Origin of the sequence: Nitrosomonas sp. GH22, assembly GCF_009833115.1 — a bacterium.
Lineage (GTDB): Bacteria > Pseudomonadota > Gammaproteobacteria > Burkholderiales > Nitrosomonadaceae > Nitrosomonas > Nitrosomonas eutropha.
In genome coordinates this window covers 1-26,420 of record NZ_QRCA01000013.1, presented here as the reverse complement: position 1 = coordinate 26,420, position 26,420 = coordinate 1, and the positions used below count along the sequence as shown (strand labels likewise).

Sequence of the window (26,420 nt, the reverse complement as noted above, 5' to 3'; positions counted from 1 at the left end):
TCCGGATGGAGTAAGTTATGTTGAAGCCGGCTAGAGTGTTATGCATCAGCACAGTGTACCCGGTCACGCCCGGATTCTTTGGCTTCATACAGCGCCGCATCTGCGCGAGCAATCAGATCATTCGGCGTTATATCATCGTAGTAACTTTGGGTAATACCGATACTCAGAGTAATGTGGGCTGGATGCTCCTTGAATGCAAGGCAGGCAGAGTTGACTTCGGCCCGGATCCGTTCTGCTGTTTTGATTGCTGCACTGGAGTTAGTTTCAGTCAGAATAACCACGAATTCATCCCCCCCATAACGTGCGGCATAGTCTATTGTTCTGATCGATTTCAGCAGGACGGAAGCTACCGTGACCAAAATCCTGTCGCCCACAATATGGCCAAGTTTATCATTTATGGTTTTGAAATAATCAATGTCTATCATCAGCAGGCAGAAGGGGCGGTCGTGGCGTTTGAATCTGGCTAGCTGTTCTGACAGGATGGTATTGAGTTTTGTGCGGTTATACAGGCCCGTCAGACCATCCGTGATTGAGAGTTTTTGCAGTAGTTGGTTTTGTTGCTGCATAGCCTGATTGGCAGTCATGATTTCTATATGCTTGTTGCGTAATGCCCTCGTCATTTGATTGAATATATCAGTAAGCTGCCCAACTTCATCTCTTCGCTTGGCTGGCAGATAAATATCCAAATTTCCTTCTACGATCCCTTTTACTGCGTTGATCAGCTGTTTCAGCGGTGTAACAATAGAATGTCCCATATACAAGGCTACGGCGGTTACAATAATGATAAGTATGCTGACAAACTCAAGAAAACGATTACGTAACTTTATCCATGCAGCTTGTATGGCACTGTGATCCTGCTCTACCAGGATCGTTACGGGAATATTTTCTGATGTATGGGCCAAGCCGATTGCTTTTGGATAAGATAATCCATCATAGGATATTGGTTCATCGAACATCTGAATTAATTCCCATTGATGCGGGCTTAATACTGCCTGGTGATCAACGCCGGGGGCGCTACCCAGCAATACCTTGCCATGCTGATCCAGTAGGACAATTTCACCTGACGAAAATTTCTTGATTTCAGCCAATCTGCTTTCGAAGGTTCCCAAATCCAGAGTGGCAGCGATAGCGCCTATTAACTGGCTGTCATACGACAGCACTGGATAAATAATACTAATAGTTGCTGTAGCAAAACGATCGTTCCAGGCGGGAGGGATGGCAATGGTTCCCGAAGTAAGGGAGGTATGCGTCCATTGTTCAGGGGGTTCGCGTACCTCAGGCGTACTAGTACTACTGCTTGCCACAATTTTTCGGGTGGCATCAAAAACAGTTAATTCAAGTACTTCATCTAGCTTTATCTGTACCGAGCGCAAATAACTGGCCATGACAGATTGCGTCTGCTTTACGGCACTAGCACTCTCGCTATCTGAAAACTGTTTTAAAGTAGTCAATCCCTCAATAACGGGGCTAGATGTTGATAATGCGCGGATGGCAAGCATATTTTCTCCTGCCCATTGATCCAGCTGGTGATTGGTGTTGTCAGCAAGTATGCGCAGTTCACGGGTAACGCTGTCGCTAATCAGCGCTTCATTCTGCTTGAATGACAATAGACTGAGGCTGATTGTAGGCAACAAAGTGGCAATCACAGCAAAAATTACAATCTTGCTTTTTATACTGTACAGAACCAGTCTCAAAATGAGTTAAACCATCATAAAGTGATAAAAATAGTATTGCTTGATATTTATTACAGCCAGCATTTCATGCCAATTACAGCAGTATCGTCATTTACTCGGAGAAAAGGAGGTCAAGCAACAGAAAAAAATAATTATTCTAATCGTACTCTTGGATCTGCAAAGGTGTAGGAAATATCTGTCAGCACCAATCCTGTGATATACAACAATGATCCCAGAAATACCATTGCGCGTACTACTGCAAAATCCTGTGATTGAATAGCGTCAATGGTGTAGCTGCCCAGTCCAGGAATACCAAAAAATGATTCAGTAATCAGTCCTCCAAGAAATAACAGCGGAATGACGACAACTGCCCCGGTTAATATGGGGATCATTGCATTCTTGAGCACATGCCTGAACAATACTATATTTTCCGATAATCCCTTGGCTCGGGCAGTACGTACATATTCCTTATTGATTTCTTCCAGGAAAAGGGTGCGATACCAGCGCGTATTGGCGCCGGCACTGCTGATGATACCCACAATAATGGGCAACAAAAGGAAGCGGGTGGCATCCAGTCCGCTGGCGTATCCGGATATGGGCACCAGGTGCCATAGCTTGCCGATCAAAAATTGGCCGGCAATGATATAAAACAGGCTAGAGATGGACATGAGCATGACACACAGGACGATGCCCCAAAAATCAATGTAGGTGGCCCGAAAGAAAACCATTATCAATGCGAAAGTAATGTAGGCCAGTAACCCGAGCAGAAATACAGGCAACGCAATAGCCAGGCTGGGCCACATGCGTGATTGAATCTCATGGGCGATATCACGCCCGTCATCGGCACGGCCAAAATCGAAAGCAAACATCGAAACGGATTTTTCAAAAAAAATAGTGTCGGTGAATTTCTCGATTCCGTAAGCAACGTTGTTGTAGAGCAGGGGTTTGTTGTAGCCATGTTCTTGTTTCCACTTCCAGATAGCTTCTTCTGTAACGTGTTTCGTCCCCAGATGCATGCGAGCCATATCGTCAGGAGTGTTCACTACAAAGAAAAGTGCAAATGTGATGAGATTGACGCCGACAAGTATCGGAATCGCATAAAACAGCCGACGAATAATGTAATTTAGCATTGAATCAAGCTATCTGTTTTTCAATATTCTGTGCTGTTCTTTACGGTGATAAGCTGCTCGCGCCGGGAATAGAATAATTATCAATAATACTATTCCTATGCCAATTGGCCATACTACCGGCGTATTCCATTCATGGCGCTTCTGATCACGTAATTCAGGGTTGATCCGGTAATATTTGATTGTGTTGTACGCCATTCTGTTAGGTTTCACATTCTGATACCAGGCATGGTACAAAGCGAAGATTTTTGGATGATAACCCCATAGCCAGGGAGCGTCTTCTCGTAAAATAGCAACCATCCGATCAATAATCTGTATACGCTCTGGGCCATGTTCCATATTTTTCATCTGCTCGAACAGCCGATTGTATTCAGCATTATCGTAATTGGCCGCATTTTCACCACTGTTATCCACTTTGCGCTGCGGCCCGTACAATAAAAACAGAAAGTTTTCCGGATCCGGATAATCTGCATTCCAGCCCCATTCAAAAATCTGTGCGTTCCCCTTGCGAATCTTGTCTTGGAAACGATTGTAATCGGTGCTGCGTACTACCAGCTGGATATTGAGTTTCTGAAACTGCATTCGCATCCAGTCCATGATTGATCTGTCATCTGCGCTACGTGCTGTGACGTCATAATACAGTACAAGCGGTTTACCGGTTCTACGACTGATCCCCCCGGGATAACCGGCTTCTGCAAGCAATGCTTGTGCTTGTTTGATTGATTTGCGCCGAACTTCCCCGTTATGCCATTCATAGGAAATCGGATTTATGCCTGCTTCACCTTCATGATAGCCTTCAATGCCCGGTGGAATGGGACCTTGCGCAGCAATACCACGGCCATTGGCAAAGATGGTCAAAAATTCTTCATAATTGACGGCTATAGAAATGGCCTGACGCAGTTTGCGCGCTGCCGCTTTTTCCTCAGGAGTACGGCCACCTACCACCGGATCAAGCATATTAAATCCCATGTAATAGGTGGATGGGGCTACTTCTGTTCCAAGACGAATACCTTGCGCCTCCATTTCTTCAGTGATGGCCGCTTCACCTTGTCCGGTTATCTGTACCGCTTGATCAAAGCTGTCCGAGCCAATACTGGAGGCATCGTAATATCCCTGCAAAAATTTATTCCAGTAGGGAATACTTTCCTTTTCACGGCTGAATATGATTTTATCTATGAATGGCAATGCTTTGCCGGCATCACGCAGCAAGCCATTTTCCATATCTTCCGGCATACCCTCATCCGGATAGTACTCGCCCTTGAAGTTCGGGTTGCGCTCCAGCACCATAATCTGGTTCGGGTTGTTTTCAGTTAGCATGTACGGACCGGTTCCAACCGGGTACCAGTCGAGTGTAAAATTCTTCTCGGCCATACCCGGTTGTGAGAAGAAGTGATCGGCTTCCCATGGAACTGGTGCAAAAAATGCCATGGTTAGCCAGTAGATAAATTGCGGATATTTACCCTTGATACGAATACGGTAAGTGTAATCATCTATCCGCTCGACTCCGGCCAAAGGAAATTTGCGTAAATCCAGGAAGCTGTTTTGGGGTTGGGTTTTATCTTGATCTCTTAAAGTTTCAGCATATTCGCGCAGCCCTATGATGTAATCTGCCATCAAGCCAAAGATAGGGGAGTGCAGTCGAGGATGGGCCAGTCGCTTGATCTGGTAGATAAAGTCATCGGCAATCAGTTCTCGTGTTCCTGTATGCTCAAAATCACTGATTTTTTGGACTGTCTGTATATCCTGCCGAGTCAATGCATGATAAAGCAGGTGTTGATGCTTATCCTGCGCGAATGCCGGGTGAGGTTGATAAAAAATACCGGATCTGATGGTGATTTCATAAACAGAGTAGGCGACATGAGCACCAGCCGAATTGGGAGGCAGTTGCACGCCATTGTCGTCCTGATAGCTTACAACGGGCATTTTGCTGGCTGTTTGAGGAATCAGAGTCAGCGGTCGTTTCAAGAAATGGTATTGCAAGGGGGGTTGATAAATCTGGGCGGTAAACAGGATTTCATTCGAACTGTACGACTGTACGGGATCCAGGTGTTTGGGACGCTCAGCAAAAGCATTGTAAAGAATGTTTTTACCAGAGTCCGAATCCGGGTATGGATTGTTCCAGACATCTGAACAACCGGATAGTATCAGGCACGGCATTAACAAGCTGATCTGGCATATTATTTTATTAAGTTTCATTTTCAGGTAGAAGCCGGCCAGTACAGAAAGGTAATTCGCGTCAATTACCTGTATCCAGTTTCTTTTCATGAACAATTGAGAGAGGTTAAATAACATCGGGGCTATATACAAAGACTCGAAGCTATATTGCAAATATGAGAAAATGGTCGTTTCAGGCTGTCGGATCATTATTCAAACTATCTGATATGCGCGAACTTTAATCCAACAAATATATTAAACACAACGTCATGATACCTCGTCCTATCCCGGAACCTAGTCCCGATCTGTATACCGAAGAAGAAGTTTCAAAACTGGTGCACGAATTTTATGCCAAGGCGAGAAAAGATGCTGCATTGGGCCCCATCTTTGAGGAGCATGTGATTGATTGGGATGCACATTTTGTGCAGATGATCAATTTCTGGTCAGCACAGTTACGTGGCACCAGCCGTTTTCGTGGTGCGCCCATGCCCAAGCATGTTGCTTTACCTGAGCTCAGCGCAGCATTATTTAGACGCTGGCTGCAGCTTTTCCGGGAAACGACCCATGAACTGGGGAATCCGGATCTGAAACAGCACGCAGATACCGTCGCTGAATTTATCGCCGGACGCCTCTGGATGGGCTATCAGATGAGTCATTTCCCGCATCGTGAGCCGGTTGGTCTTGATGCTGTAGAAGTATGAAAAATAATAAATCTACGCTACTGAGATCGTCATGGAACAGTCATCAGGCTGTCACGAGGTAGCTATCCAACCAGAGTATATTTCCGGTCGATCAGTCATCGAATTATTGGCATGCGTATAACCAGGCGGGCTGCAGCCAGCAAGGAGGAGCCAGTTGCGCTGACTATAGGGAATTTCGATGGTGTTCATCTTGGCCACCAGGCGATGATTGCGCGATTGAAGCGAGCAGCGCGTCGTTTGGGGGCTGCATCCTGCGTTATGACATTTGAGCCGCATCCTAGGGAGCTTCTTATGCCTGATCGTGCCCTTGCTCGATTGACAAATCTGCGTGAAAAGCTCGAGCTGCTGGCGAGTCTGGGTGTGGATCGAGTTCAGATTTATCGTTTCAATCATGCATTTGCGAAAATCAGCGCAGAATTGTTTGTTACACGCATTTTGTTGCAGGAAATGAACGTTTGCTGGTTGCTGGTAGGAGAGGATTTTTGCTTTGGTGCCCGGCGATCGGGAGATGTTGCCTTGTTGCAGAAATTATTTTCGGAATCAGGCGGGAGGGAGCTAGAGGTAATGTCCCCAGTTGTATTGGATGAATTGAGAGTTTCAAGTACGGCAGTTCGTCATGCGTTAGCGTCTGATGATCTTGATTTGGCAGCAGAACTCCTTGGGCGTCCTTTCACCATGGGCGGACGAGTTGTGGATGGTTTGAAGCTGGGGAAGAAACTGGGATTTCCAACCGCTAATATTCAACTAAAAGATCATCATCCGTTGTTAAATGGTATTTTTGTGGTGGAAGCAAGTTGGCGTAATGGCTCCGGTTTTACACAACGGGTGAGGGGAGTGGCCAGTCTGGGAGTTCGGCCAACTGTTCTCGAATATGCCCAGCCCGTACTTGAAGTACATCTGTTTGATTTTGATGAAGATATTTATGGGCAACGGTTGCGAATCGAGTTTTTGCAAAAACTCAGAGATGAGGAAAAATTCCCTGATATGGAAACGCTTGTGAAACAAATGGAACAGGACGTTGTCCACGCCAAAGCCTATTTTTCCCAAATGGATTCTTCCATGCATGCAACAGCTTGCCTGGATTGCTGATATGACGAACGATTATAAAAAAACACTAAACCTGCCTGATACGCCTTTTCCTATGCGTGGAGATCTGGCTCGGCGTGAACCCGTCATGCTCAAGGCCTGGCAGGAAAAAAATCTTTACCAGAAAATCAGGGCTGCCAGTCAGGGACGGCCGAAATTTATTCTGCATGATGGTCCACCCTATGCAAATGGTGATATTCATATCGGCCACGCTGTCAATAAAATCCTCAAGGACATCGTTGTCAAGAGTAAAACCTTGTCTGGCTTTGATGCACCTTATATTCCAGGATGGGATTGTCATGGTCTGCCCATCGAACACCAGATTGAGAAGAAGCATGGCAAACATTTGCCGGCGGATCAGGTGCGCAAGCTGTGCCGAGCTTTCGCGCAGCAACAGGTAGATCGACAAAAAGCTGATTTCATGCGACTAGGGGTACTGGGTGACTGGGAGTATCCTTACCTTACGATGAATTATGCAACTGAGGCTGGCATTATCCGTGCGCTTGGGAAAATTTATCGCAATGGTCATCTTTATCAGGGGCAAAAACCGGTCAACTGGTGTATCGACTGTGGCTCAGCCTTGGCAGAAGCTGAGGTGGAGTATGAAAACAAGCGTTCGCCAGCGATTGATGTTGGCTTTGAAGTGGCAAACGAGCAGGATGCTTATCACCAGCTTGCCGCGGCAATGCATATACAGATTCCAGATGGTACCCGTATTCTTGCCGTGATCTGGACGACGACGCCGTGGACGCTTCCTGCTAATCAGGCGGTATGTATACATCCCGAGTTCGAGTACAGTCTGATCAGTACCGCCCAGGGGTGGCTGTTGCTGGCTTCCGAGTTGGTAGATACTTGTCTTGCCCGTTACCAGCTTGAAGGGCAGGTAATGGCAACTTGCAAGGGGCAGGCACTGGAGGGGTTGCCCTTACACCATCCTTTTGCAGATCGCACCGTTAAAATAATCTGCGGACAACATGTAACGCTGGAAGCCGGTACAGGTCTTGTTCATACCGCACCTGCGCACGGCCTGGACGACTATTTTGTTGGCCAGCAGTATGGGTTGCCCAGTGATAGCCCGGTCAAGGGGGACGGTAAATTCCGGGAGGAAATTCCACTGGTTGGCGGGTTGTTTGTCTGGAAAGCCAATGCTGTTGTAATTGATGCACTGCAAGCGGATGACCATCTGTTGCATGTGGAAGAAATTGAGCACAGTTACCCACACTGCTGGCGCCATAAAACACCAATTATTTTCCGTGCGACACCGCAGTGGTTTATTGGTATGCAGCAATCCGCTGATTCGCACTCTCCCGAAAAATTATTACGTGACCTTGCTATTCATTCAGTGGAACTCACCCGTTTCTATCCAGCATGGGGCAGGGCGCGGTTGGAAGCAATGATTGGGAACCGCCCTGACTGGTGTATTTCTCGCCAGCGCAACTGGGGAGTGCCGATGACCTTTTTTATCCACAAGGAAACGCATGCATTGCATCCCCAGACGCAGGAGTTGCTGGAGAAAGTGGCCGATCTGGTTGAGCAACAGGGGATTGAAGCATGGTTTAGCCTTGATGCGGCTGAGTTGCTGGGAGAAGAAGCACAACATTACCAAAAGCTGACAGACACACTGGATGTCTGGTTTGATTCTGGCACCACGCATGAAACTGTACTAAAAACGAATCCACAGTTAAAGCACCCGGCTGATCTTTACCTGGAGGGCTCTGATCAGCATCGTGGCTGGTTTCAGTCGTCGCTGCTGACAGGGTGTGCGATTGACGGCTATGCGCCCTACTCTGCCCTGCTTACGCATGGTTTTGTAGTGGATGGGCAAGGTTACAAAATGAGTAAATCGAAAGGTAACGTCATTGCCCCGCAAAAAATTGCTGATACGCTCGGTGCTGATATTTTGCGGCTGTGGGTAGCTTCTACCGATTACTCCGGAGAATTGTCCATCTCCGATGAAATCCTTAAGCGCACGGTTGAAACCTATCGACGCATCCGCAATACCCTGCGTTTTCTACTGGCCAATCTGGCTGATTTCGACCCGGTTACAGATGCATTGCCACCGCAGGAATGGATAGAAATTGACCGTTACATGCTCGTCTATACTGAAGCATTGCAGAATGAGCTTATCCGGCTTTATGAACGTTATGAATTCCATCAGGTGGTTGCCCGGTTACATCATTTTTGCTCCGAAGATCTGGGAGGGTTCTATCTGGATATCCTCAAAGATCGTCTCTATACCACGATGATGGATGGGATTCCACGACGCTCTGCCCAGAGTGCGCTCTATCACATAGTGCACAGTCTCGCACGTCTGCTTGCACCAGCGCTGAGCTTTACTGCAGAAGAAGTCTGGCAGCAACTGAGTGGATCGACGGATGACAGTATTTTTTTGCATACCTGGCATCGCTTCCCGGAGCAGCCGGGAGATGCGCAAATTCTGATCCAGCGCTGGCAGCAGTTGCGTGAGTTGCGCGCTCGGGTGTTGAAACAACTGGAAGATGCGCGTATTCAGGGAAAAATTGGTTCATCACTTGCTGCTACAGTAGAAATTCGCACAATCGGGGAAAACTATATATTGCTCGATTCGCTGGAAGACGATCTCAGATTCGTACTGATCACGTCTGAAGTCCATTTGCAGCATGTAGATAAGGCTACTAAAGAAACAATTATTGTAACTGCCAGCCCTCATCAGAAATGTGAGCGTTGCTGGCATTATCGGCAGGATGTGGGGTCGATTGCTGAACATCCATCACTGTGTAGTCGTTGTGTGAGCAATCTTTCGAGGCCTGGTGAACACCGGCGCTATGCCTGATTCCTGTGAAGAATCACTGGGAAAATATATAGGGGTGCGTGATGAAACTGTATTTCAGTCTGAGTTTGGCCACAATCATCCTGATGCTGGATTTACTCAGCAAACGCTGGGTTGAGCTTAATTTATCGTATGGTCAGCAGATTGTCATCACTGAATTCTTCAATCTTGTACTTGCCTACAATGCAGGAGCAGCCTTCAGTTTTTTGAGTAATGCTTCTGGCTGGCAGCGCTGGTTTTTGAGCGCAATTGCTCTTCTTGTATCAGCTCTGATTATTTATCTGTTGTACAAGAACACAACAAACCGGCTGTTTTGTATTGCGTTGAGCTTTATTCTAGGGGGGGCATTGGGCAATCTCTGGGATCGGATTATGCTGGGGCATGTTGTCGATTTTCTGGATTTTCACGTGAGTGGTTATCATTGGCCAGCATTTAATCTTGCTGATTCAGCCATAGTCTGCGGAGCGTGCTTGTTGATTCTGGACGGGATTCTGAATAGACAGAACGATTCTATTCAGGAAGGGTGAGACAGAATCTTCAGGGATTTGTCTGTGATCAGTGCGAACTGATTTACCTTACCGTATTAGGATCAATGGTCTATCCTGCCTACTACCAGGATACCATCATGGCAGCAAGATTCTAACCACGTCATACAAGTACATTCAACGATAAAGGAAACAAAACCGGATCATGTCGAACGACTCTGTCAAAATTGATGGAGCAATAGTACGCAAAACACCTTATGGCATGCTGCGTGAACCGACCTTCTCGGGCATACTTTCTTTTATGCGTTGCAGTTTCCGGAAAGACTTGACAGGTGCCGAGCTGGTGATCAGCGGTATCCCACTGTATTTGGCGGTATCTTACTGTTCTGGCGCCCGGTTCGGGCCACCGGGAATTCGCCAGGCTTCCGCTGAAGTGGCTTCGCTCAAACCTTATCCATGGGGATTTGATCCATTCGAAAATCTTGCTGCGATCGATTTTGGAGACTGCTTTTTTGATGTACATAATCCAATGTCGATTCATGAGGCGATTATCGATCATGCCCGACATATTCTGGCATCTGGTGCGCGCATGTTGACGTTCGGTGGTGATCACTCTATTTCTTATCCGTTGTTGAAAGCACATGTAGAGAAAACTGGCACTCCACTGTCTTTAATCCATTTTGATGCGCATTGTGATACCTGGCCAGATAATTCTCCAGCTTCACTGAATCATGGTTCCATGTTTTACAAAGCAGTGCAGGATGGTTTGATTGATATCAAGCATTCGGTACAGATTGGTATTCGTACCTGGAATGATGATTTCATGGGGATTAATATTCTGGATGCTGATCGAGTACATCGGGAGGGGACAGATGCAGTGGTTGCAGAAATTGAACGTATCGTCGGTAATCAGCCAGCCTATTTTACGTTTGATATCGATTGCCTTGATCCTGCTTATGCGCCGGGCACAGGCACACCGGTTTGTGGGGGGTTATCAACCGCACAGGCGTTATCAATCATTCGCAGGCTTACTGCAATCAACCTGATTGGAATGGATATCGTAGAAGTATCTCCGCCCTATGATCACAGTCAGATAACCGCACTGGCTGCAGCACATATTGCTTGCGACTTGATTTGTCTGCTGGCAAAACGCAAAGCTGACGGGCTGTTGTAAATCCTGCTTGAATATGTGGACAGATTCATGTGTTCCGTACCAAACAGCAAGATCAGAATTTATATCCGCGATGCAGTGCTACAACGCCCGCTGTCAGATTGAAATATTCAACCCGTTCAAATCCAACCTGTTGCATGAGCTGTTTCAGATCTTCCTGGGAGGGATGCATCCGAATAGATTCTGCGAGATAGCGGTAACTGGCATCGTCACGGGTAACAATTTTCCCCATAAACGGGAGAGCCTTAAATGAGTAAGTGTCATACAAAGGCTGCAGTGGTTTCCACACCTTGGAAAACTCCAGCACGATGAGCGAACCACCCGGGGATAACACACGCCACATTTCCCGGAGAGCAATATCTTTATGTGTCATGTTCCTTAAACCAAAAGCGACACAAACCCGATCAAAATAATTATCCGGGAAGGGTAGTTTTTCAGCATCACATTGAGCAACCGGTACGCTTTTACCATCATTCAGCATACGATCACGGCCAATTGACAGCATGGAATTGTTGATGTCGGTCAGCCAGACTTCCCCTGCGTCACCTACTTTCTCCCGGAATAAAGCGGTTAAATCAGCGGTTCCACCGGCAATATCCAATACCTTGTCACCTCTTCTCGCACCGCTGACATCGATTGCAAATTTTTTCCACAGACGATGCAATCCCATGGACATCAGGTCATTCATCAGGTTATAACGTGCTGCTACCGAATGGAAGACTTCTGCAACCTTACGAGCTTTTTCTGTTTCTGAAACAGTTGTAAAACCAAAGTGTGTGGCATTCATTATTCTGAGGATATATTCCGAATGAGTAATTAATGTTTAGCGGAAAGTATTGCTATTTTACTTCGCGGCTACTGCCGGAAGCTCCCAGTCGTTGCAGGTAATTTTGCCACATGATTTCTTGGTTCAAGCCATAATCATAAAGTAAGTCCCATGAATACAATCCAGTATTGTGGCCATCAGAAAAATCCAGCCTCACAGCATACCGGCCAACTGGTTCAATATGTGTGATAGTTACATCCTTTTTACCGGTTTGTAAAACTTCCTGGCCGGGCTCGTGGCCACGTACCTCAGCAGAAGGTGAATAAACTCGCAGGAATTCACAGTGAAATCTGAAGGATTTCCCATCGTTGAAGGTTACACTTAACACTCCTGATTTACGATACAACTTTAACTCTGTAGGAATGGGTGTTTGTGGATTGAGTCCAGCCATAAAATCAAAAATTTTTTATTCGAGATACCAAAAACAACATCATGGCACAGCTTCTTCCTGAGGTTTACGTTCAATTTTGACCAGATCTTCTCGCTTGGCTCCCAGTAATAGAAGTATCGGGCTGGCAATCATGATGGAGGAATAAATACCGAACAAAATGCCAATTGTGAGTGCTAACGCAAAATTATGTAATGCCTCTCCACCAAATAAAAGCATAGAGATCACAACCAGTTGTGTGCTTCCGTGAGTAATTACGGTGCGCGACATAGTTTCGGTAATAGCGTTATTAATTACTCTCGTTACATCTGCTTTACGTAATTTGCGGAAATTTTCTCGAATCCGATCAGAGATGACTACAGACTCATTTACCGAATAGCCCAGGATAGCCAGTACAGCAGCCAGAACAGTCAGGTCGAATTCCCACTGAAAAAAGGAGAAACAACCCAGAATAATTAATACGTCATGCAGGTTGGCAATAATACAAGAAACACCAAATTTCCATTCAAATCGGAAAGCCAGATAGGCAACTATGCCCATGGAAACAAACAGCATTGCCAGCAAGCCATTTTCCAATAACTCATCTCCAACCTGCGGACCTACGAATTCCACCCGCCTCATTTCAACTGAGGGATCATCCTTTTTGAGCGCTGTCATAACAGTCTCGGACAAATTGCCCCCGGTGTGTTCTGCCTTGACAGGAAGTCTGATGATGACATCCCGGGATGTCCCGAAATTCTGCACAATTGCATCAGGCATTCCGATGCTGGCAAGGACTTTGCGGGTTTTATCGAGATCAGCAGGCTGTTGGTAGCTGATTTCCATCACGGTGCCGCCAGTAAAATCTACTGCAAGATTCAATCCCTTTGTGACGAGAGAATAAATCGCCAGGATGGAGATGATCAGGGAAAAAGTCATTGATAATTTTCCCCAGCGAGTAAAAGGAATATCGCGTTCGAATCTGAAAAAATCCATGGTTATCCAGTTTCAGTGAGTATTTTAATGTTTGTTGCTACTTTTCTTCGATATTTTGATGGTTCCGATCGGGACACGCGCAAGTTTGCGGTTTCCGTACAATAGATTAACCATTGCGCGCGAAACGGTGACTGCACTGAAGAGTGTGGTCAGAATTCCCAGACATAGTACGACAGCGAAACCTTTTATCGGCCCGCTACCGAATATCATCAAGCCAAGGCCGGCCAGTAACGTGGTTAGGTTGGTATCGATAATCGCATCCCATGCACGCTCATACCCGGCATGGATGGCTGCCTGTGGTGAAGCACCATGGCGGATTTCATCGCGGATACGTTCATTGATCAGTACGTTTGCGTCAATTGCCATCCCGACAGTCAGCGCCATTCCGGCCATTCCGGGGAGTGTTAATGTCGCTTGCAAGATTGAGAGCAATCCAATGAGAAACAGCAGGTTGATGGCGAGTGCCACAACAGAGATGACACCAATGGCCGAGTAATAAGCCATGATGAATGTGGCTACCGCCAGGAAACCAAACAGAGTCGAATTGAAGCCTTTGGAGATATTTTCAGCTCCCAGGCTTGGTCCTATCGTACGCTCCTCGACGATTTCCATGGGGGCAGCCAGCGCACCCGCACGCAACAGCAGAGCAACATCACGTGCTTCAATACTGCTCATTTTTCCGCTGATCTGTACGCGCCCGCCACCGATTTCTTCGCGAATAACCGGCGCAGTAACCACCTCGGTCAGATTTTTTTCCACCAGCAGAATGGCCATGCGCTTACCTACGTTATTACGTGTTAGCTGCTTGAAAATTCGTGAACCATTGTTGTCTAGTGTCAAATGGACAGCAGGTTGGTGATCCTGATCAAATCCGGGTTGGGCGTCCGTGATACGGTCACCGGTAAGCAGGATCTGTTTTTTGACCAAGAGTGGGCCACCCCCGCGCTCGGTGAACAATTCGGTGCCAGGAGGAACTGATCCGCGCAAGGCGGCATCAATATCACCCTCTTCATCGACCATGCGTACTTCCAGCGTGGCGGTTCTGCCCAGAATATCCTTCGCCTTGGCAGTATCCTGTACACCCGGTAACTGCACGATTACCCGATCGGCCCCTGCCTGCTGAATAATCGGTTCTGCCACACCCAGCTCGTTGACTCGGTTGCGCAGCGTGGTGATATTGCGCTGGACGGCAGTATTTTGCATACGCACTAGTGCTTCCGGCTTGATGGAGATTGTCAGACGTGCTTCTCCGCCAACTTCTTCTGATTGAAAAGCGAGATCTTCAAATGCTTTTCCAAGTTCCGTAATTGCTTTTTCCCGTGCTTGCTCATCGCGGAATCTGATTATAATTTTTGACCGATCCCGCTCAATACCGGCAGAAGGGATCCTTTGCTCACGCAATGTACTGCGCAGATCAGCGCTGAAACGATCGAGGGATTTTGTGAGCGCACCTGCCATATCCACCTGCAACATAAAATGAACTCCGCCGCGTAGATCCAGACCCAGATACATGGGCAAAGCACCAATGTGACGCATCCATTGCGGGGAGTTGGGCAGCAGGTTTAGTGCAACAACATAATCGCTACCAACTTCGGAACTTAGAATATCTTTCGCCTTGATCTGAGTATCTGTATCGGCAAACCGGATTTTGATCCCGGTTGCTTCCAGTATTGTTCCGTTATACGGAAGATTTTGCTGGTTAAGGACTTGTTCCAAACGTTGCAAAAGTGCTGTATCGGTCCGTACGTCAGCTCGTAGTGGTGAAATCTGAACAGCGGGGGATTCACCAAAAAAATTAGGCAGGGTGTACAGCAGTCCAAGCAGGATTGAAACAGCGATGACGATATATTTCCAGAGGGGGTAGCGGTTCATAATGGCCAGTATTTCAGAAGAAAGGGGGTGCCGGAAGTTACGCCACAATTTCAGATAATCGAAAAAGAGCGGAGCATACCGGTAAATTAATTCTTTTCGTTATCCTGTTTTGTTGAATCAGCTTCACTGATTTCAGTTTCTTTATTTTCCGGTTCGGCCTGGCGGGGTTCATTAGATTTCTGCTTGCCGCTTTTGAGTGCCCGGCTGCTTTTGCCGGTTTCTATGCTTCTGAGCGTTCCCTTGGGCAATAATGTTTGAACGGAAGATTTGAGTACGGTAATTTCAACGCCTACTGCAATTTCCATGGTGAGGTAGCTGTCTCCGGTGCTCACAACTCGGCCCAGTTCTCCTCCACTGATGATAATCTCGTCACCTTTCTGTAATTCGTTCTGCATTTGTTTTTGCTCTTTGGCCCGCTTGGTTTGCGGACGGATCAGCAAAAAATAAAAAATGACCACGATACCAATCATGGGTAGAAAGCTCATCAGAGTGGGGTCGGAAGTCTGAGCCGTACTATTGGCGGCCTGGGCGAAAGCTTCTTTTATGAGCATAAGGTCTTCTCCTTCAATTGGGTATGAATGGAAACTGAATCGTTATGTATTTTAGCATGAAGTTCTAGCCGGAAAATCTGCATGCAAACTGTTCAAACTGACCAGCTTCAATCGCCTTACGGATATCAGACATGAGCCGTTGGTAGTAGTGTAAGTTATGCAGCGAGTTGAGCCGGGCGCCGAGCATTTCTCCGGTGCGCTGCAGATGATGCAGATAGGCACGGGTAAAATGGCGACAGGTATAGCAATCGCAATTTTCATCCGGCGGGGAGGTATCCAGCCGGTAACGGCTGTTGCGCAGCTTGAGAACACCTTGGCTGGTATAGAGCCAGCCATTGCGTGCATTGCGGGTAGGCAGCACGCAATCGAACATATCAATACCCTGTTCAACAGCACGAACAATATCCTCAGGCGTGCCTACCCCCATCAGATAACGTGGCTTGTCTACCGGCAGCTGTGGCGCGGTATGGCTGAGGATCCGCTGCATTTCCAGCTTGGGTTCGCCTACGGATAATCCGCCAATAGCGTATCCATCAAAACCAATATTATACAAACCGGCTATTGAGCGATCGCGCAGCGATTCGTACATGCCACCTTGCACGATACCGAACAGTGCGTTTGGATTACCGGCATGCGCTGCTTTCGAGCGCTCAGCCCAGCGCAGACTCAATTGCATGGAATCTTCGGCAATTTGCATATCGACCGGATAGGGGGTGCATTCATCGAAAATCATGACAATATCCGAATTCAGCACACGCTGGATGCGCATGGACTCCTCCGGTGTCAGAAAGCAGGTATCGCCATTGACTGGCGAGCGGAAACGTACCCCTTCTTCGCTGATTTTGCGTAACGCGCCCAGGCTGAATACCTGGAATCCGCCTGAATCGGTCAAGATAGGCCCGTCCCAGTGCATAAACCGGTGCAATCCGCCATGCGCTTCAATCACTTCTAGCCCGGGGCGCAACCATAAATGAAAAGTATTGCCCAGAATGATTTCGGCCCCCAGGGTTTGTAGCTCGTCTGGAGATAATCCTTTGACTGCACCATAAGTGCCAACCGGCATGAAGGCCGGTGTTTCTATCATGCCATGGGCAAGCGTCAACGTTCCTCGTCTGGCGTGATGGTCGTGGCAATGCAGCTGAAATTTCATGATCGGCTATCGCCCTCAATCAGCATGGCATCCCCGTAACTGAAAAAACGATAATGATTATTAACGGCGTGCTGATAGGCATGACGAATAGTCTCTATGCCAGCAAAAGCGGATACCAGCATCAATAAGGTGGAGCGAGGCAGATGAAAATTGGTCAGCAGTCGGTCTACAACGCGGAACTGAAATCCGGGAGTAATAAACAGATTGGTTTCGTTCGATCCAGCAACCAGCTCGCCATCGCCAATCAACGCGCTGGCTTCCAGTGCACGCAAGCTGGTGGTGCCAACTGCGAGCACACTTCCACCACCGGCCTTGCATCTCCGTATAATTTCTATCGTTTCTGTCGGGATATGGTATTGCTCGGTATGCATAATGTGCTGATTGATATTTTCCACGCGCACTGGCTGGAAAGTTCCAGCGCCGACGTGCAAGGTGACCCAAGCAATTTTTATCCCCAGAGTCTGTAATGTTGTCAGCATGGTTTCATCAAAATGCAAGCCTGCAGTGGGGGCTGCAACCGCTCCAGTTTCTTGGGCGAAAACAGTCTGATAACGACTTTCATCAGAAGCTGTGGCTATGCGTCCAATATAGGGAGGTAGCGGAGTGTGTCCATATTGATCAAGCAATTCGATGAGTGGCTGTGAGTGTATGAAGCGCAGTGTGTAAATATCCTGTTCACGTGCTTCTACCTGCACGGTAATCGCATTTTCCAGCAATAACGTGGAACCAATCGCCGGCGCATGACTGGCGCGGATCAATGCTCGTGCCTGATGTGTGCCCAGAATACGCTCAATCATGACTTCGACCTTGCCGCCGGTGGATTTGAAGCCTGCCAACCGGGCTTTGACAACACGAGTATTGTTGAACACGATCACATCACCTTGTTTAAGGTAAGCAGGCAGATCCTTGAAAGCCGCATCACGTAAATCAGATTGACGGCTGTTTATATACAGCATTCGGCTATCTGCCCGGTTTGCGAGTGGAAGCTGTGCAATTAGCTCATTAGGAAGGGAAAAATCAAAATCATCAGTTTTCATGCTGCGGATTATACCGGTGACCAGTAAAGGGCCTGTATTTTTTAGGAAAGAGTGTCGCAATGAGAGGTTTTTGCAAGGAGCTTTCTGCCAGTCAGAATGGTTGACTGTATAATTAATTTTTTAATTTTCATCCGTCAGAAAACTCCATCTATCCATGCAAGAAAAATATCATCCACAGGAAATAGAACAACAGGCCCGGCAAAGCTGGCAGGAAACGGGCATTTTCAATACAACCGAAATACCTGATAAGCCGAAATATTATTGCCTGTCCATGTTTCCTTATCCTTCTGGCAAGTTGCATATGGGGCATGTGCGCAACTATACGATCGGGGATGTATTGTCGCGTTATCGTCGTATGCAGGGGTATAACGTCATGCAGCCGATGGGCTGGGATGCATTTGGATTACCGGCTGAAAATGCTGCCATCCAGAAGGGTGTGCCGCCTGCAAAATGGACGTATGACAATATCGCCTACATGCGTAGCCAGTTGCAGAGTCTGGGGTTGGCTATCGATTGGAAGCGGGAGCTGGCCACGTGTGATCCAGAATATTATCGCTGGAATCAATGGTTGTTTTTGCGCATGCTGGAAAAGGGTATTGCGTATCAGAAAACACAGGTAGTCAACTGGGATCCGGTTGACCAGACCGTACTGGCCAATGAGCAGGTCATTGATGGGTGTGGTTGGCGTACCGGAGCGGTGGTCGAGAAACGGGAAATCCCCGGTTATTACTTGGCTATTACCCGTTATGCGGATGAACTACTGGCTGGTCTGGAGAATTTGCCTGGTTGGCCGGAGCGTGTAAAAGCTATGCAGGCTAACTGGATTGGTAAAAGCTACGGCGTGGATATTATTTTTTCACCAGATATTGCATCCGGAATGCCGCAAGCGCTGAAAGTCTTTACCACCCGGGCGGATACGCTGATGGGAGCGACTTATGTGGCAGTGGCTGCAGAACATCCGGTTGCTTTATACGCAGCACAAAATCAGCCCAAGCTGGCCGCTTTTATTGAATCCTGCCGGCAAGGCGCAACTATGGAAGCCGAGCTGGCGCTCCAGGAAAAAAAAGGCATGGCTACCGGGCTGTATGTCCTGCATCCATTGACGGGCGAACGCTTGCCGGTGTGGGTCGCCAACTATGTGCTGATGAGCTATGGCGAAGGGGCTGTTATGGCAGTGCCGGCGCATGATGAACGCGATTTTGATTTTGCCCGCCAGTATGCTTTGCCAATCAGACCTGTTATCAAGCCGGAAGATGGTGAATTACCTGCACCACTTGCGCAGGCTTTTACTGGTTATGGTGTGACATTTGATTCCGGCGAATTTTCCAGTCTGAAATCAATGGATGCGGTTGATGCTATCGCTACGAAGCTGAAACTGGAGGAACAGGGGGAGAAGCGTGTACGGTATCGTCTGCGTGACTGGGGCATTTCACGGCAGCGTTACTGGGGTTGCCCGATTCCGCTGGTTCATTGTGATCAATGTGGTGTGGTACCGGTACCGGATGATCAGCTACCCGTTACTTTGCCGGAAGACCTGGTGCCGGATGGCTCCGGTAATCCACTGACAAAAACACCGTCGTTCTATGAGTGTACCTGCCCGCGCTGCGGGCAGCAGGCGCATCGTGAAACCGACACCATGGATACATTTGTTGATTCTTCCTGGTATTTCATCCGTTACGCTTGTCAGGATCAGCAGGCTGCTATGACTGATCAGCGAGCCAATTACTGGTTGCCGGTTGATCAATATATCGGTGGCATTGAGCACGCCATCCTGCATCTGCTGTATTCACGTTTCTGGAGTAAAGTCATGCGTGATCTCGGGCTGGTGTCATTCGATGAGCCTTTTGCCAATCTGCTGACGCAAGGTATGGTGCTGAATGAAATATTTTTCCGTAAAACCGGCAACGGCCGGATTCAGTACTTCAATCCGGTAGAAGTCGATGTGCAGTATGATGCAGAAGGGAAAAAAATCGGTGCCGTGCTGCAGGCAGATGGTCAGCCGGTTGAATCCGGTGGTATTGGCACCATGTCGAAATCAAAAAATAATGGCATCGACCCGCAGGAAATTATCGAACAATATGGTGCCGATACTGCCCGTTTGTTTATGATGTTTGCCAGCCCGCCCACGCAGACACTGGAATGGTCAGATGCCGGTGTCGAAGGTGCTTTCCGTTTTCTCAAACGGCTATGGCGACAGGTTTATCTGCACAGGCAGCAGGGAAGTGACATGTCTGCAACTGACGCAATACCGCATTTGGAATATCCAGCCGATCTGCGGGATTTACGTTGTCAATTGCATCAGACGATAGTCAAGGTAACTGATGATCTTGAACGGCGCCACACGTTTAATACCGCAATTGCTGCGGTGATGGAGCTGATGAACAAGCTGGCCGGCGTACAAGATATCAGCCCAGCTGCACGCCAGCTCATGCAGGAAGCGCTGGAAAACAGCGTACTGCTGCTTTCACCCATTGTTCCGCATATCTGTCATATCTTGTGGCGTGAACTCAGGCCTGGTACTGAGCTGCTTGATCAGCCTTGGCCACAGGCAGATGAGCAGGCGCTGATCCAGGATGAAATCGAAATCGTGGTTCAAATCAATGGCAAGTTGCGCGGGCAAATACGTATTGCCAGGGAAGCAGATCAGGCCACTATTGAGCGGATAGCTCTGGAGCATGAGCATGTTCAGAGGAATATTGCCGGGCAGCCAATCAGGAAGGTAGTTATCGTGCCGGGAAGACTGGTCAATATTGTTGTTTAACAAAACAGGTATTTTGCGGATGATAACGTTGCGAGCTTTACTGTCCATCTTGCTGGTATTGAATCTGGCTGCCTGTGGCTTCAAGTTGCGCGGGCAGGTTTCCGAACTTCCTTTTGAGCGGATCTATATTAGAGCGCCTGCAGGGATGACTATTGGCTCTGATCTTGAGCGAGTAATTACTACCCATACGCAAGCACGAGTAGTAAAGAAGATCGAAAAATCCGACGCAGTTGTTCAGATTGTGCATGCGATCCGGGAAAAAAGAATTCTTTCTCTCTCGGAGGGAGGAAGGGTACGTGAGTTTGAGCTAATTTACCGGGTAGCTGCTCGGCTGCTGGATTCACATAATACCGAGCTGGCACCCTTGCAGGAAATCAGGTTGACACGCATTCTTCCGTACCTGGATGCACAGGAGCTGGCCAAGGCAGCAGAGGAAGAAATGCTGTACAAGGATATGCAGAAAGATGCCGTACAACAGATTCTTCGCCAGATTACGGCTGTTACCCTCGGGTGAGATGTGTATAACGCATGCGACTAGATCCGAAGCCTGTGACCAGTCAACCTGGTGAAGGTGTTGCCTCTCTGTATGTTGTGCTGGGGGATGAGTTACTGTTGGTCACGGAAGCAACCGACCGGATTCGTGCCCATGCCAAAGATCAGGGTTACATTGCGCGTGAAATCTTTACGATTGATCAGCGATTTGAATGGATAAACCTGTTTCATTGGGGACGTCAATCCTCCCTGTTCAGCGAACGTCGCATACTTGATTTACGTATTCCATCCGGTAAACCGGGCAGGGAAGGCAGTATGATTATCGAAAAATTTTGTCAGCATCTGCCGCGCGATACCGTGACCATTGTGACGTTACCGGAAATTGATAAACAGGGACGTGCCAGCAAGTGGTTCAAGGCATTCGAACGTACCGGCCGGATCACCGAAATAAAACCGGTCAGGCGTGATCAGTTGCCCCACTGGATCAAACAGCGTCTTGGGCAGCAGAAGCAAACAACGGATCGGGATACATTGCAATTCTTTGCGGATAAGGTTGAAGGTAATCTGCTGGCAGCTCATCAGGAAATAAAAAAGCTGGGATTACTCTATCCTGTCGGTAAATTAACTTTTGAGCAGATCAGGAATGCCATTCTGGATGTTACACGCTTTGATGTGCTGCAGCTGCCGGAAGCTATGCTGACAGCCGATATGGTACGTTATAACCGTATTCTGGAGGGGTTGCAGGGGGAGGGGGTAGCTCCGCCACTGATACTGGCTATTTTGTCAGAGCAGATTCGTTTGCTGATAAAAATCCACCTGACCAAGAACTCCAGTCGGGGTATGACGCTGGAACAAGCCATGGCAGCATTGCGCGTGTGGCCTTCAAGGCAAAAACTGATTGCAGGTATCTTTCACCGTACTCACTATCAATTGCTGGTGCGGGCTTTGCTGCAGGCGGCTGCCATTGATCGAATGATCAAGGGAGTCACGAAAGGAGATATCTGGGAAGCACTTTTAAAGCTCGGAATGTATTTTGCTGTTGATGACAATCGTTGTAAGGCAATCGAAAAGAATAGTTTTCTATCTACGATCAACTTATCTCTAAAATAAATGAAAGCAAAAATTGCATGGCAGGAAGGAGTCAGTTTTCTCGGACAGGTTGGGAGCGGGCATTCTGTACTCATGGATGGCGCACCGGAAGCAGGCGGGAAAAATCAAGGCCCACGTCCAATGGAAATGATATTGCTTGGCTTGGGAGGGTGTACCTCCTTTGATGTCGTACATATTTTGCGTAAAGGTCGTCAGGAAATTACCGGATGCCAGGTTGAAGTGGATGCGCAACGTGCAACTGAAGATCCGAAAGTATTCACCCATATTCATTTGCATTTCATCATTACCGGGAAAAACCTGGATTTGCGGCAAGTGGAACGGTCAATCAGTTTATCTGCCGAAAAATACTGCTCTGCTTCCATGATGCTGAAGGCGACAGTTAACATCACGCACGATTATGAAGTTATTGCTGGTTAAATAGGCACCTTAAAATACAGATTGAAACAGGATGGGGATATTGATTTTTCCAAACTTTCAATGAGTTCCAAAACGATCTCAAAGTCAGTCTACACGCCGCTTATAAATTTCTGGACAATAAATTTTTATTCTGATAATAATAGCGAGCGCTGGTTTTTCGGGAACGAAGGCCAGGCAGAAAAAGTGTAGAGAAAGACACTATATTATTTTTAAATAGCTATAGGGAGATAGGGAAAATGAAACTCTTACATATACTGATTGCCGCAATGATTACAGCTGTTACTTTGACTGGATGTCTTGATACGGATAAACCCGCCAACTATCCACCCAGCATGTCAATGGAACGTGATTCCATGCCTGACAATGTAGATAAGTCTGAACCTAAGACAGAACAAAACAAAAATTGAGAAGAGATATGGTTCAAATTTTCTAACCGCCCCTCGGGGCGGTTTTTTTATCCGCATAATTCTTTAATCATTAGCCGTTAGTATCAGGGAAGAGTTTTTCTGCCAAGGTTGGCATGCCGATGTAATAGCCCTGTGCAAAATCGACCTCCAGTTTGTCAAGGATGCTCAGTATTTCCTTGTTTTCAACAAATTCTGCAGTGATTTTTTTACCAAATCCCTTTGCTACGCTGCACAGTGCACTGACAAGTATCTGATCATCGGGATTGCTCGCCAGGTTACGGATAAACGAGCCATCGATCTTGACCGCATCAACCGGCAATTCACGAAGATAATAGAAAGAAGAGAACCCCACCCCAAAATCATCCAATACAAAACCACAGCCGAGTTGCTTGAGATCATACAAAAGGCTACGTGTCCCGGGCAAATTATCCAAGGCAGCTGTTTCTGTTATTTCAAACATTAACAGGCCAGGATCAATCTGGTTAACTGAAAGCGCCTGGCTGATGGTCGGTAATAGTTCCGGATCGTTAAAGGCGTGTGCTGACAGGTTAATGGAGAAGCCAATGCGCCTATTTTCTGCTCGATTGATTCTTGCGGCCAATGCAATTGCCTTGTGCAGCACCAGATGATCGATTTTGTGGATAAGGCCGGTATGTTCTGCTGCACGGATGAATGCTCCAGGAGGATGAATGGTTCCGTCTTCATCCTGCATACGCAGCAAGACTTCGTAATGATGGGTCATTCCGTCGCGCAAGGTTTGAATGGGCTGCAGATAGAGCAGATACCGATCATGCGCATTGGCGTATTCAATTTTTTCTTTCCAGTAAACTAGTGTACGCACGCGTTCACGTGATTGATCATCGCTGGAAAACAGATGCCAGGTTCCACGCCCCGTTTCCTTGGCCTGATACATTGCAAGATCAGCAGCGGCCAGCAAGTCGTGAACATTATTTCCATGTTCGGGAAAGATCGCAATGCCGATACTGGCTGAAATATTGTGTGTTCTGCCATTAAGTGAAAGTTGTGTTTCACCCAGCCGGGCCAGAATTTTTTTGGCAACTTCAATGGCAGCTCCGGGCATGATTTCAGGCAGGATAACAGCGAATTCATCCCCACCCAACCGGGCAGCAATATCAGCCGTACGAACGGTACGGGATAACATGTCAGCGACCATTTTCAACATCGCGTCACCCGCTTGGTGACCACTGGTATCATTTACAAACTTGAATCGATCAAGATCGAAAAACAGCAATGCCCCGGGATGCTGATATCTTTCCGCCCAACTGAGAATCTGTTCCAGTTCTTCACTGAAACGGCGGCGGTTGTACAGATTTGTCAGTGGATCATGATCAGCAAGCCACGCCAGATGACCCTCCACCCGCTTGTACTCGGTAATGTCGAGTCCAACGGAAAGAATCACGGAAGGATCATCCTTGGATTGCCACGTCAGGCGAGAATGGAGCCAGGCAACATTCCGTTTTGAATCATCTTTACATAGTACGATTGCTTCATGCCGTAACTGATCACGATTTCCCTTACGGATTTCCAGTAAATATACATCCAGATTATATTGCTCACCATCCGGCGCCAACAGCTCCATAAAGTGCTTACCCTGCAGCTCCTCTTCGCTGTACCGGGTCAGTATTTCACCGTATGTATTAGTCATGATTATTTTTCCGCTGGCATCCTGTGTCAGGACGACGACTTGTGCGGTATCCAGCAGATTCTCAATAAAATCTTTTTCCTTGCTGAGTTCGTCACGTTGTTGAACCAGCATGCGGGTGCGGTAGGCAACTTTTTCCTCCAATTTTTCAAGCTTATGTGAAAGCGTGAGTGATGCATCGTGCAGAAGATCAATTTCATCATTCAACCGACGCCTTCGCCAGTGCGAGGAAAGAGCACTGCGGAAACTGCCGAATCCTCTCCCGGCCAGCAATGGCAGGAGCGATACGATATATTTGAGGCGGGATAGCGGTCTTGAAATCATGCTAAACAAGATGATCTCTGAAAATACCATCCCGATCAGCCCGATGACGACAATACGCCAAATGGAATTCTGGATTGCCTGGACGGTATCAGTTACTTCGGTAATAATAACCAGCTGCCCTTGGTCAGATATACGGATACCATGCAGCGGGAGCAGCTTGATCTGATAATGTCTGTTATTCCATTCATGTTGGATACCTTGTTCAATTTCTGCAAGATTTGGGTGACTTTTGGCTACTTTGCTCAGGATGGTGAGATTTTTGCCGCTGTTTGTCAGAGCCGTAATGGAGACATTCCATTCAGGTATCCCCATGAAAGCATTGTTATCTGACAGTATGTTGTTGTGTGTGTTATTCACAGTACGTCCGACAAACAGGCCAATATCAGAATCGGAAGCACGTTTGAAATTCAAAAAAACATCAACCAGAGAAGAGCCAATAACAATGGCACCCGTTCGTACCCCATCAATCAGCAATGGCTCAATGATATATTGAGTACAGCTTTCAACACAGATCATCAACGTAGCAGGATGTTCACGCGTATTGACTTCACGAACATGCTCAAGAATAAGGTTATCCCGGTATGCATTGGCATCAAAGTTGCCCCACCGTGCAAGCAATGATCCGGAAGAACTATAGAAACGAATATCTTCGATATCGCTCTGAATCTGGAACAAGGTCCAGTACCGTTCAAAGGTTGTGAGTATTTTCTGTGAGTTAGCTGCTTGCAGGCTGGCCTTCATCCCTTTTAAGTAGGGAATAACTCTGACGAGTCCGTGTAAACTTTCAGAATTGCGCCCGATTAGGCTTTCTATTTCTCTAGCGTAACGCTGGTATTGTGTTTCTCTTTGTTGATCAATGCTATCGATCAGGCTGTTGTAGTTGATCATGCTGAACGTGGTTACCACAAGCAGCAAAATCAGACTGCTCAGCAAGGAAATTTTCCAGCTTAGATGTTTAGTCCCACGGTGTGCTGGTGTAACATATAACCAGCTACGGAGGGATGATTTATGGGACAGATATTACACGGAAGCGCCCGCACGACAGCGGCGGTGCGTCGAGCGATACAAAATAGTCAAGAGAGTCTGAATGTTCTGGCCAAGCGGCATGGGATTAATCCAAAAACGGTAGCGAAGTGGCGGAAGCGGGAATTCACCCACGATGCACCGATGGGCCCCAAAGAGTCGCACTCGACTGTTTTAAGTCTGGAAGAAGAAGCCGCTGTTGTGGCGTTTCGCAAACA

Annotated in this window: 21 protein-coding genes and 1 pseudogene; 11 read left to right on the top strand and 11 right to left on the bottom strand. The window is 47.4% G+C overall.

Going from position 1 to position 26,420, the window contains the following annotated elements; all coding sequences use genetic code 11:
- Positions 1 to 38: 38 nt before the first annotated feature.
- The 3 genes from ABF86_RS05600 to ABF86_RS05590 form a co-directional block, all read right to left on the bottom strand.
- Complete coding sequence (locus ABF86_RS05600; protein ID WP_345889562.1) at positions 39 to 1,646, bottom strand: diguanylate cyclase; 1,608 nt, start codon at positions 1,644 to 1,646, stop codon at positions 39 to 41.
- 179 nt (positions 1,647 to 1,825) lie between these two features.
- Entirely contained in the window at positions 1,826 to 2,803 is a 978-nt protein-coding gene (locus ABF86_RS05595) for an ABC transporter permease (protein ID WP_011634495.1), read from the bottom strand.
- 9 nt (positions 2,804 to 2,812) lie between these two features.
- Positions 2,813 to 4,957, bottom strand: coding sequence for an ABC transporter substrate-binding protein (locus ABF86_RS05590; RefSeq protein WP_083341424.1), 2,145 nt, complete (start codon positions 4,955 to 4,957; stop codon positions 2,813 to 2,815).
- Positions 4,958 to 5,223: 266 nt separating this feature from the next.
- Between ABF86_RS05590 and ABF86_RS05585 the strand changes: the two genes are divergently transcribed.
- From ABF86_RS05585 to speB, 5 genes are all read left to right on the top strand, one after another.
- Complete coding sequence (locus ABF86_RS05585) at positions 5,224 to 5,655, top strand: group III truncated hemoglobin (RefSeq protein WP_011634493.1); 432 nt, start codon at positions 5,224 to 5,226, stop codon at positions 5,653 to 5,655.
- Positions 5,656 to 5,766: 111 nt separating this feature from the next.
- Positions 5,767 to 6,744 carry a bifunctional riboflavin kinase/FAD synthetase gene (locus ABF86_RS05580; protein ID WP_074684799.1) on the top strand — a complete coding sequence of 326 codons (978 nt, stop codon included), beginning with the start codon at positions 5,767 to 5,769 and terminating at the stop codon, positions 6,742 to 6,744.
- Position 6,745: 1 nt separating this feature from the next.
- A complete protein-coding gene (gene ileS / locus ABF86_RS05575; RefSeq protein WP_074455351.1) occupies positions 6,746 to 9,553 on the top strand; it encodes an isoleucine--tRNA ligase in 2,808 nt (935 codons plus the stop codon).
- 41 nt (positions 9,554 to 9,594) lie between these two features.
- On the top strand, positions 9,595 to 10,077 hold the full coding sequence (lspA, locus tag ABF86_RS05570) for a signal peptidase II (RefSeq protein ID WP_011634490.1): 483 nt from the start codon (positions 9,595 to 9,597) through the stop codon (positions 10,075 to 10,077).
- Positions 10,078 to 10,240: 163 nt separating this feature from the next.
- Positions 10,241 to 11,209 carry an agmatinase gene (gene speB / locus ABF86_RS05565; RefSeq protein WP_074684800.1) on the top strand — a complete coding sequence of 323 codons (969 nt, stop codon included), beginning with the start codon at positions 10,241 to 10,243 and terminating at the stop codon, positions 11,207 to 11,209.
- Positions 11,210 to 11,261: 52 nt separating this feature from the next.
- Here speB and ubiE read toward each other — a convergent pair whose 3' ends face one another.
- From ubiE to queA, 7 genes are all read right to left on the bottom strand, one after another.
- Positions 11,262 to 11,996: a bifunctional demethylmenaquinone methyltransferase/2-methoxy-6-polyprenyl-1,4-benzoquinol methylase UbiE gene (ubiE, locus tag ABF86_RS05560; RefSeq protein ID WP_110332562.1), complete on the bottom strand. Its 735-nt coding sequence runs from the start codon at positions 11,994 to 11,996 to the stop codon at positions 11,262 to 11,264.
- A 49-nt stretch (positions 11,997 to 12,045) separates the two neighbouring features.
- Entirely contained in the window at positions 12,046 to 12,423 is a 378-nt protein-coding gene (locus tag ABF86_RS05555) for a DUF971 domain-containing protein (protein WP_011634487.1), read from the bottom strand.
- Positions 12,424 to 12,462: 39 nt separating this feature from the next.
- Positions 12,463 to 13,395, bottom strand: coding sequence for a protein translocase subunit SecF (gene secF / locus ABF86_RS05550; protein WP_011634486.1), 933 nt, complete (start codon positions 13,393 to 13,395; stop codon positions 12,463 to 12,465).
- A gap of 24 nt (positions 13,396 to 13,419) precedes the next feature.
- Complete coding sequence (gene secD / locus ABF86_RS05545; protein ID WP_011634485.1) at positions 13,420 to 15,267, bottom strand: protein translocase subunit SecD; 1,848 nt, start codon at positions 15,265 to 15,267, stop codon at positions 13,420 to 13,422.
- 86 nt (positions 15,268 to 15,353) lie between these two features.
- Positions 15,354 to 15,818, bottom strand: coding sequence for a preprotein translocase subunit YajC (gene yajC / locus ABF86_RS05540; protein WP_011634484.1), 465 nt, complete (start codon positions 15,816 to 15,818; stop codon positions 15,354 to 15,356).
- 64 nt (positions 15,819 to 15,882) lie between these two features.
- The gene (gene tgt / locus ABF86_RS05535) at positions 15,883 to 16,968 is read right to left on the bottom strand and encodes a tRNA guanosine(34) transglycosylase Tgt (RefSeq protein WP_011634483.1); all 1,086 of its coding nucleotides are present in this window, start codon (positions 16,966 to 16,968) and stop codon (positions 15,883 to 15,885) included.
- Positions 16,965 to 18,005, bottom strand: coding sequence for a tRNA preQ1(34) S-adenosylmethionine ribosyltransferase-isomerase QueA (queA, locus tag ABF86_RS05530; protein ID WP_011634482.1), 1,041 nt, complete (start codon positions 18,003 to 18,005; stop codon positions 16,965 to 16,967). Before queA ends, tgt begins: the two co-directional genes overlap by 4 nt.
- A 154-nt stretch (positions 18,006 to 18,159) precedes the next feature.
- Between queA and leuS the strand changes: the two genes are divergently transcribed.
- From leuS to ABF86_RS05505, 5 genes are all read left to right on the top strand, one after another.
- Positions 18,160 to 20,766 (top strand): leucine--tRNA ligase, encoded by a 2,607-nt coding sequence (leuS, locus tag ABF86_RS05525; protein WP_011634481.1) that lies wholly within the window; start codon positions 18,160 to 18,162, stop codon positions 20,764 to 20,766.
- Between the two features lie 19 nt (positions 20,767 to 20,785).
- Positions 20,786 to 21,280 (top strand): LPS assembly lipoprotein LptE, encoded by a 495-nt coding sequence (gene lptE, locus ABF86_RS05520; protein ID WP_011634480.1) that lies wholly within the window; start codon positions 20,786 to 20,788, stop codon positions 21,278 to 21,280.
- Positions 21,281 to 21,294: 14 nt separating this feature from the next.
- Positions 21,295 to 22,368, top strand: coding sequence for a DNA polymerase III subunit delta (holA, locus tag ABF86_RS05515; protein WP_074684801.1), 1,074 nt, complete (start codon positions 21,295 to 21,297; stop codon positions 22,366 to 22,368).
- The gene (locus ABF86_RS05510) at positions 22,369 to 22,785 is read left to right on the top strand and encodes an OsmC family protein (protein WP_074684802.1); all 417 of its coding nucleotides are present in this window, start codon (positions 22,369 to 22,371) and stop codon (positions 22,783 to 22,785) included. It abuts the gene before it with no gap.
- 236 nt (positions 22,786 to 23,021) lie between these two features.
- Positions 23,022 to 23,192 (top strand): hypothetical protein, encoded by a 171-nt coding sequence (locus ABF86_RS05505; RefSeq protein WP_160803492.1) that lies wholly within the window; start codon positions 23,022 to 23,024, stop codon positions 23,190 to 23,192.
- Between the two features lie 70 nt (positions 23,193 to 23,262).
- On the opposite strand, the gene ABF86_RS05500 is transcribed toward ABF86_RS05505, so the two are convergent.
- On the bottom strand, positions 23,263 to 26,112 hold the full coding sequence (locus ABF86_RS05500; RefSeq protein WP_240142244.1) for an EAL domain-containing protein: 2,850 nt from the start codon (positions 26,110 to 26,112) through the stop codon (positions 23,263 to 23,265).
- A gap of 75 nt (positions 26,113 to 26,187) precedes the next feature.
- On the opposite strand from ABF86_RS05500, the pseudogene ABF86_RS05495 reads away from it, so the two are divergent.
- Positions 26,188 to 26,420: pseudogene (locus ABF86_RS05495) on the top strand (IS481 family transposase); the annotation flags it as partial.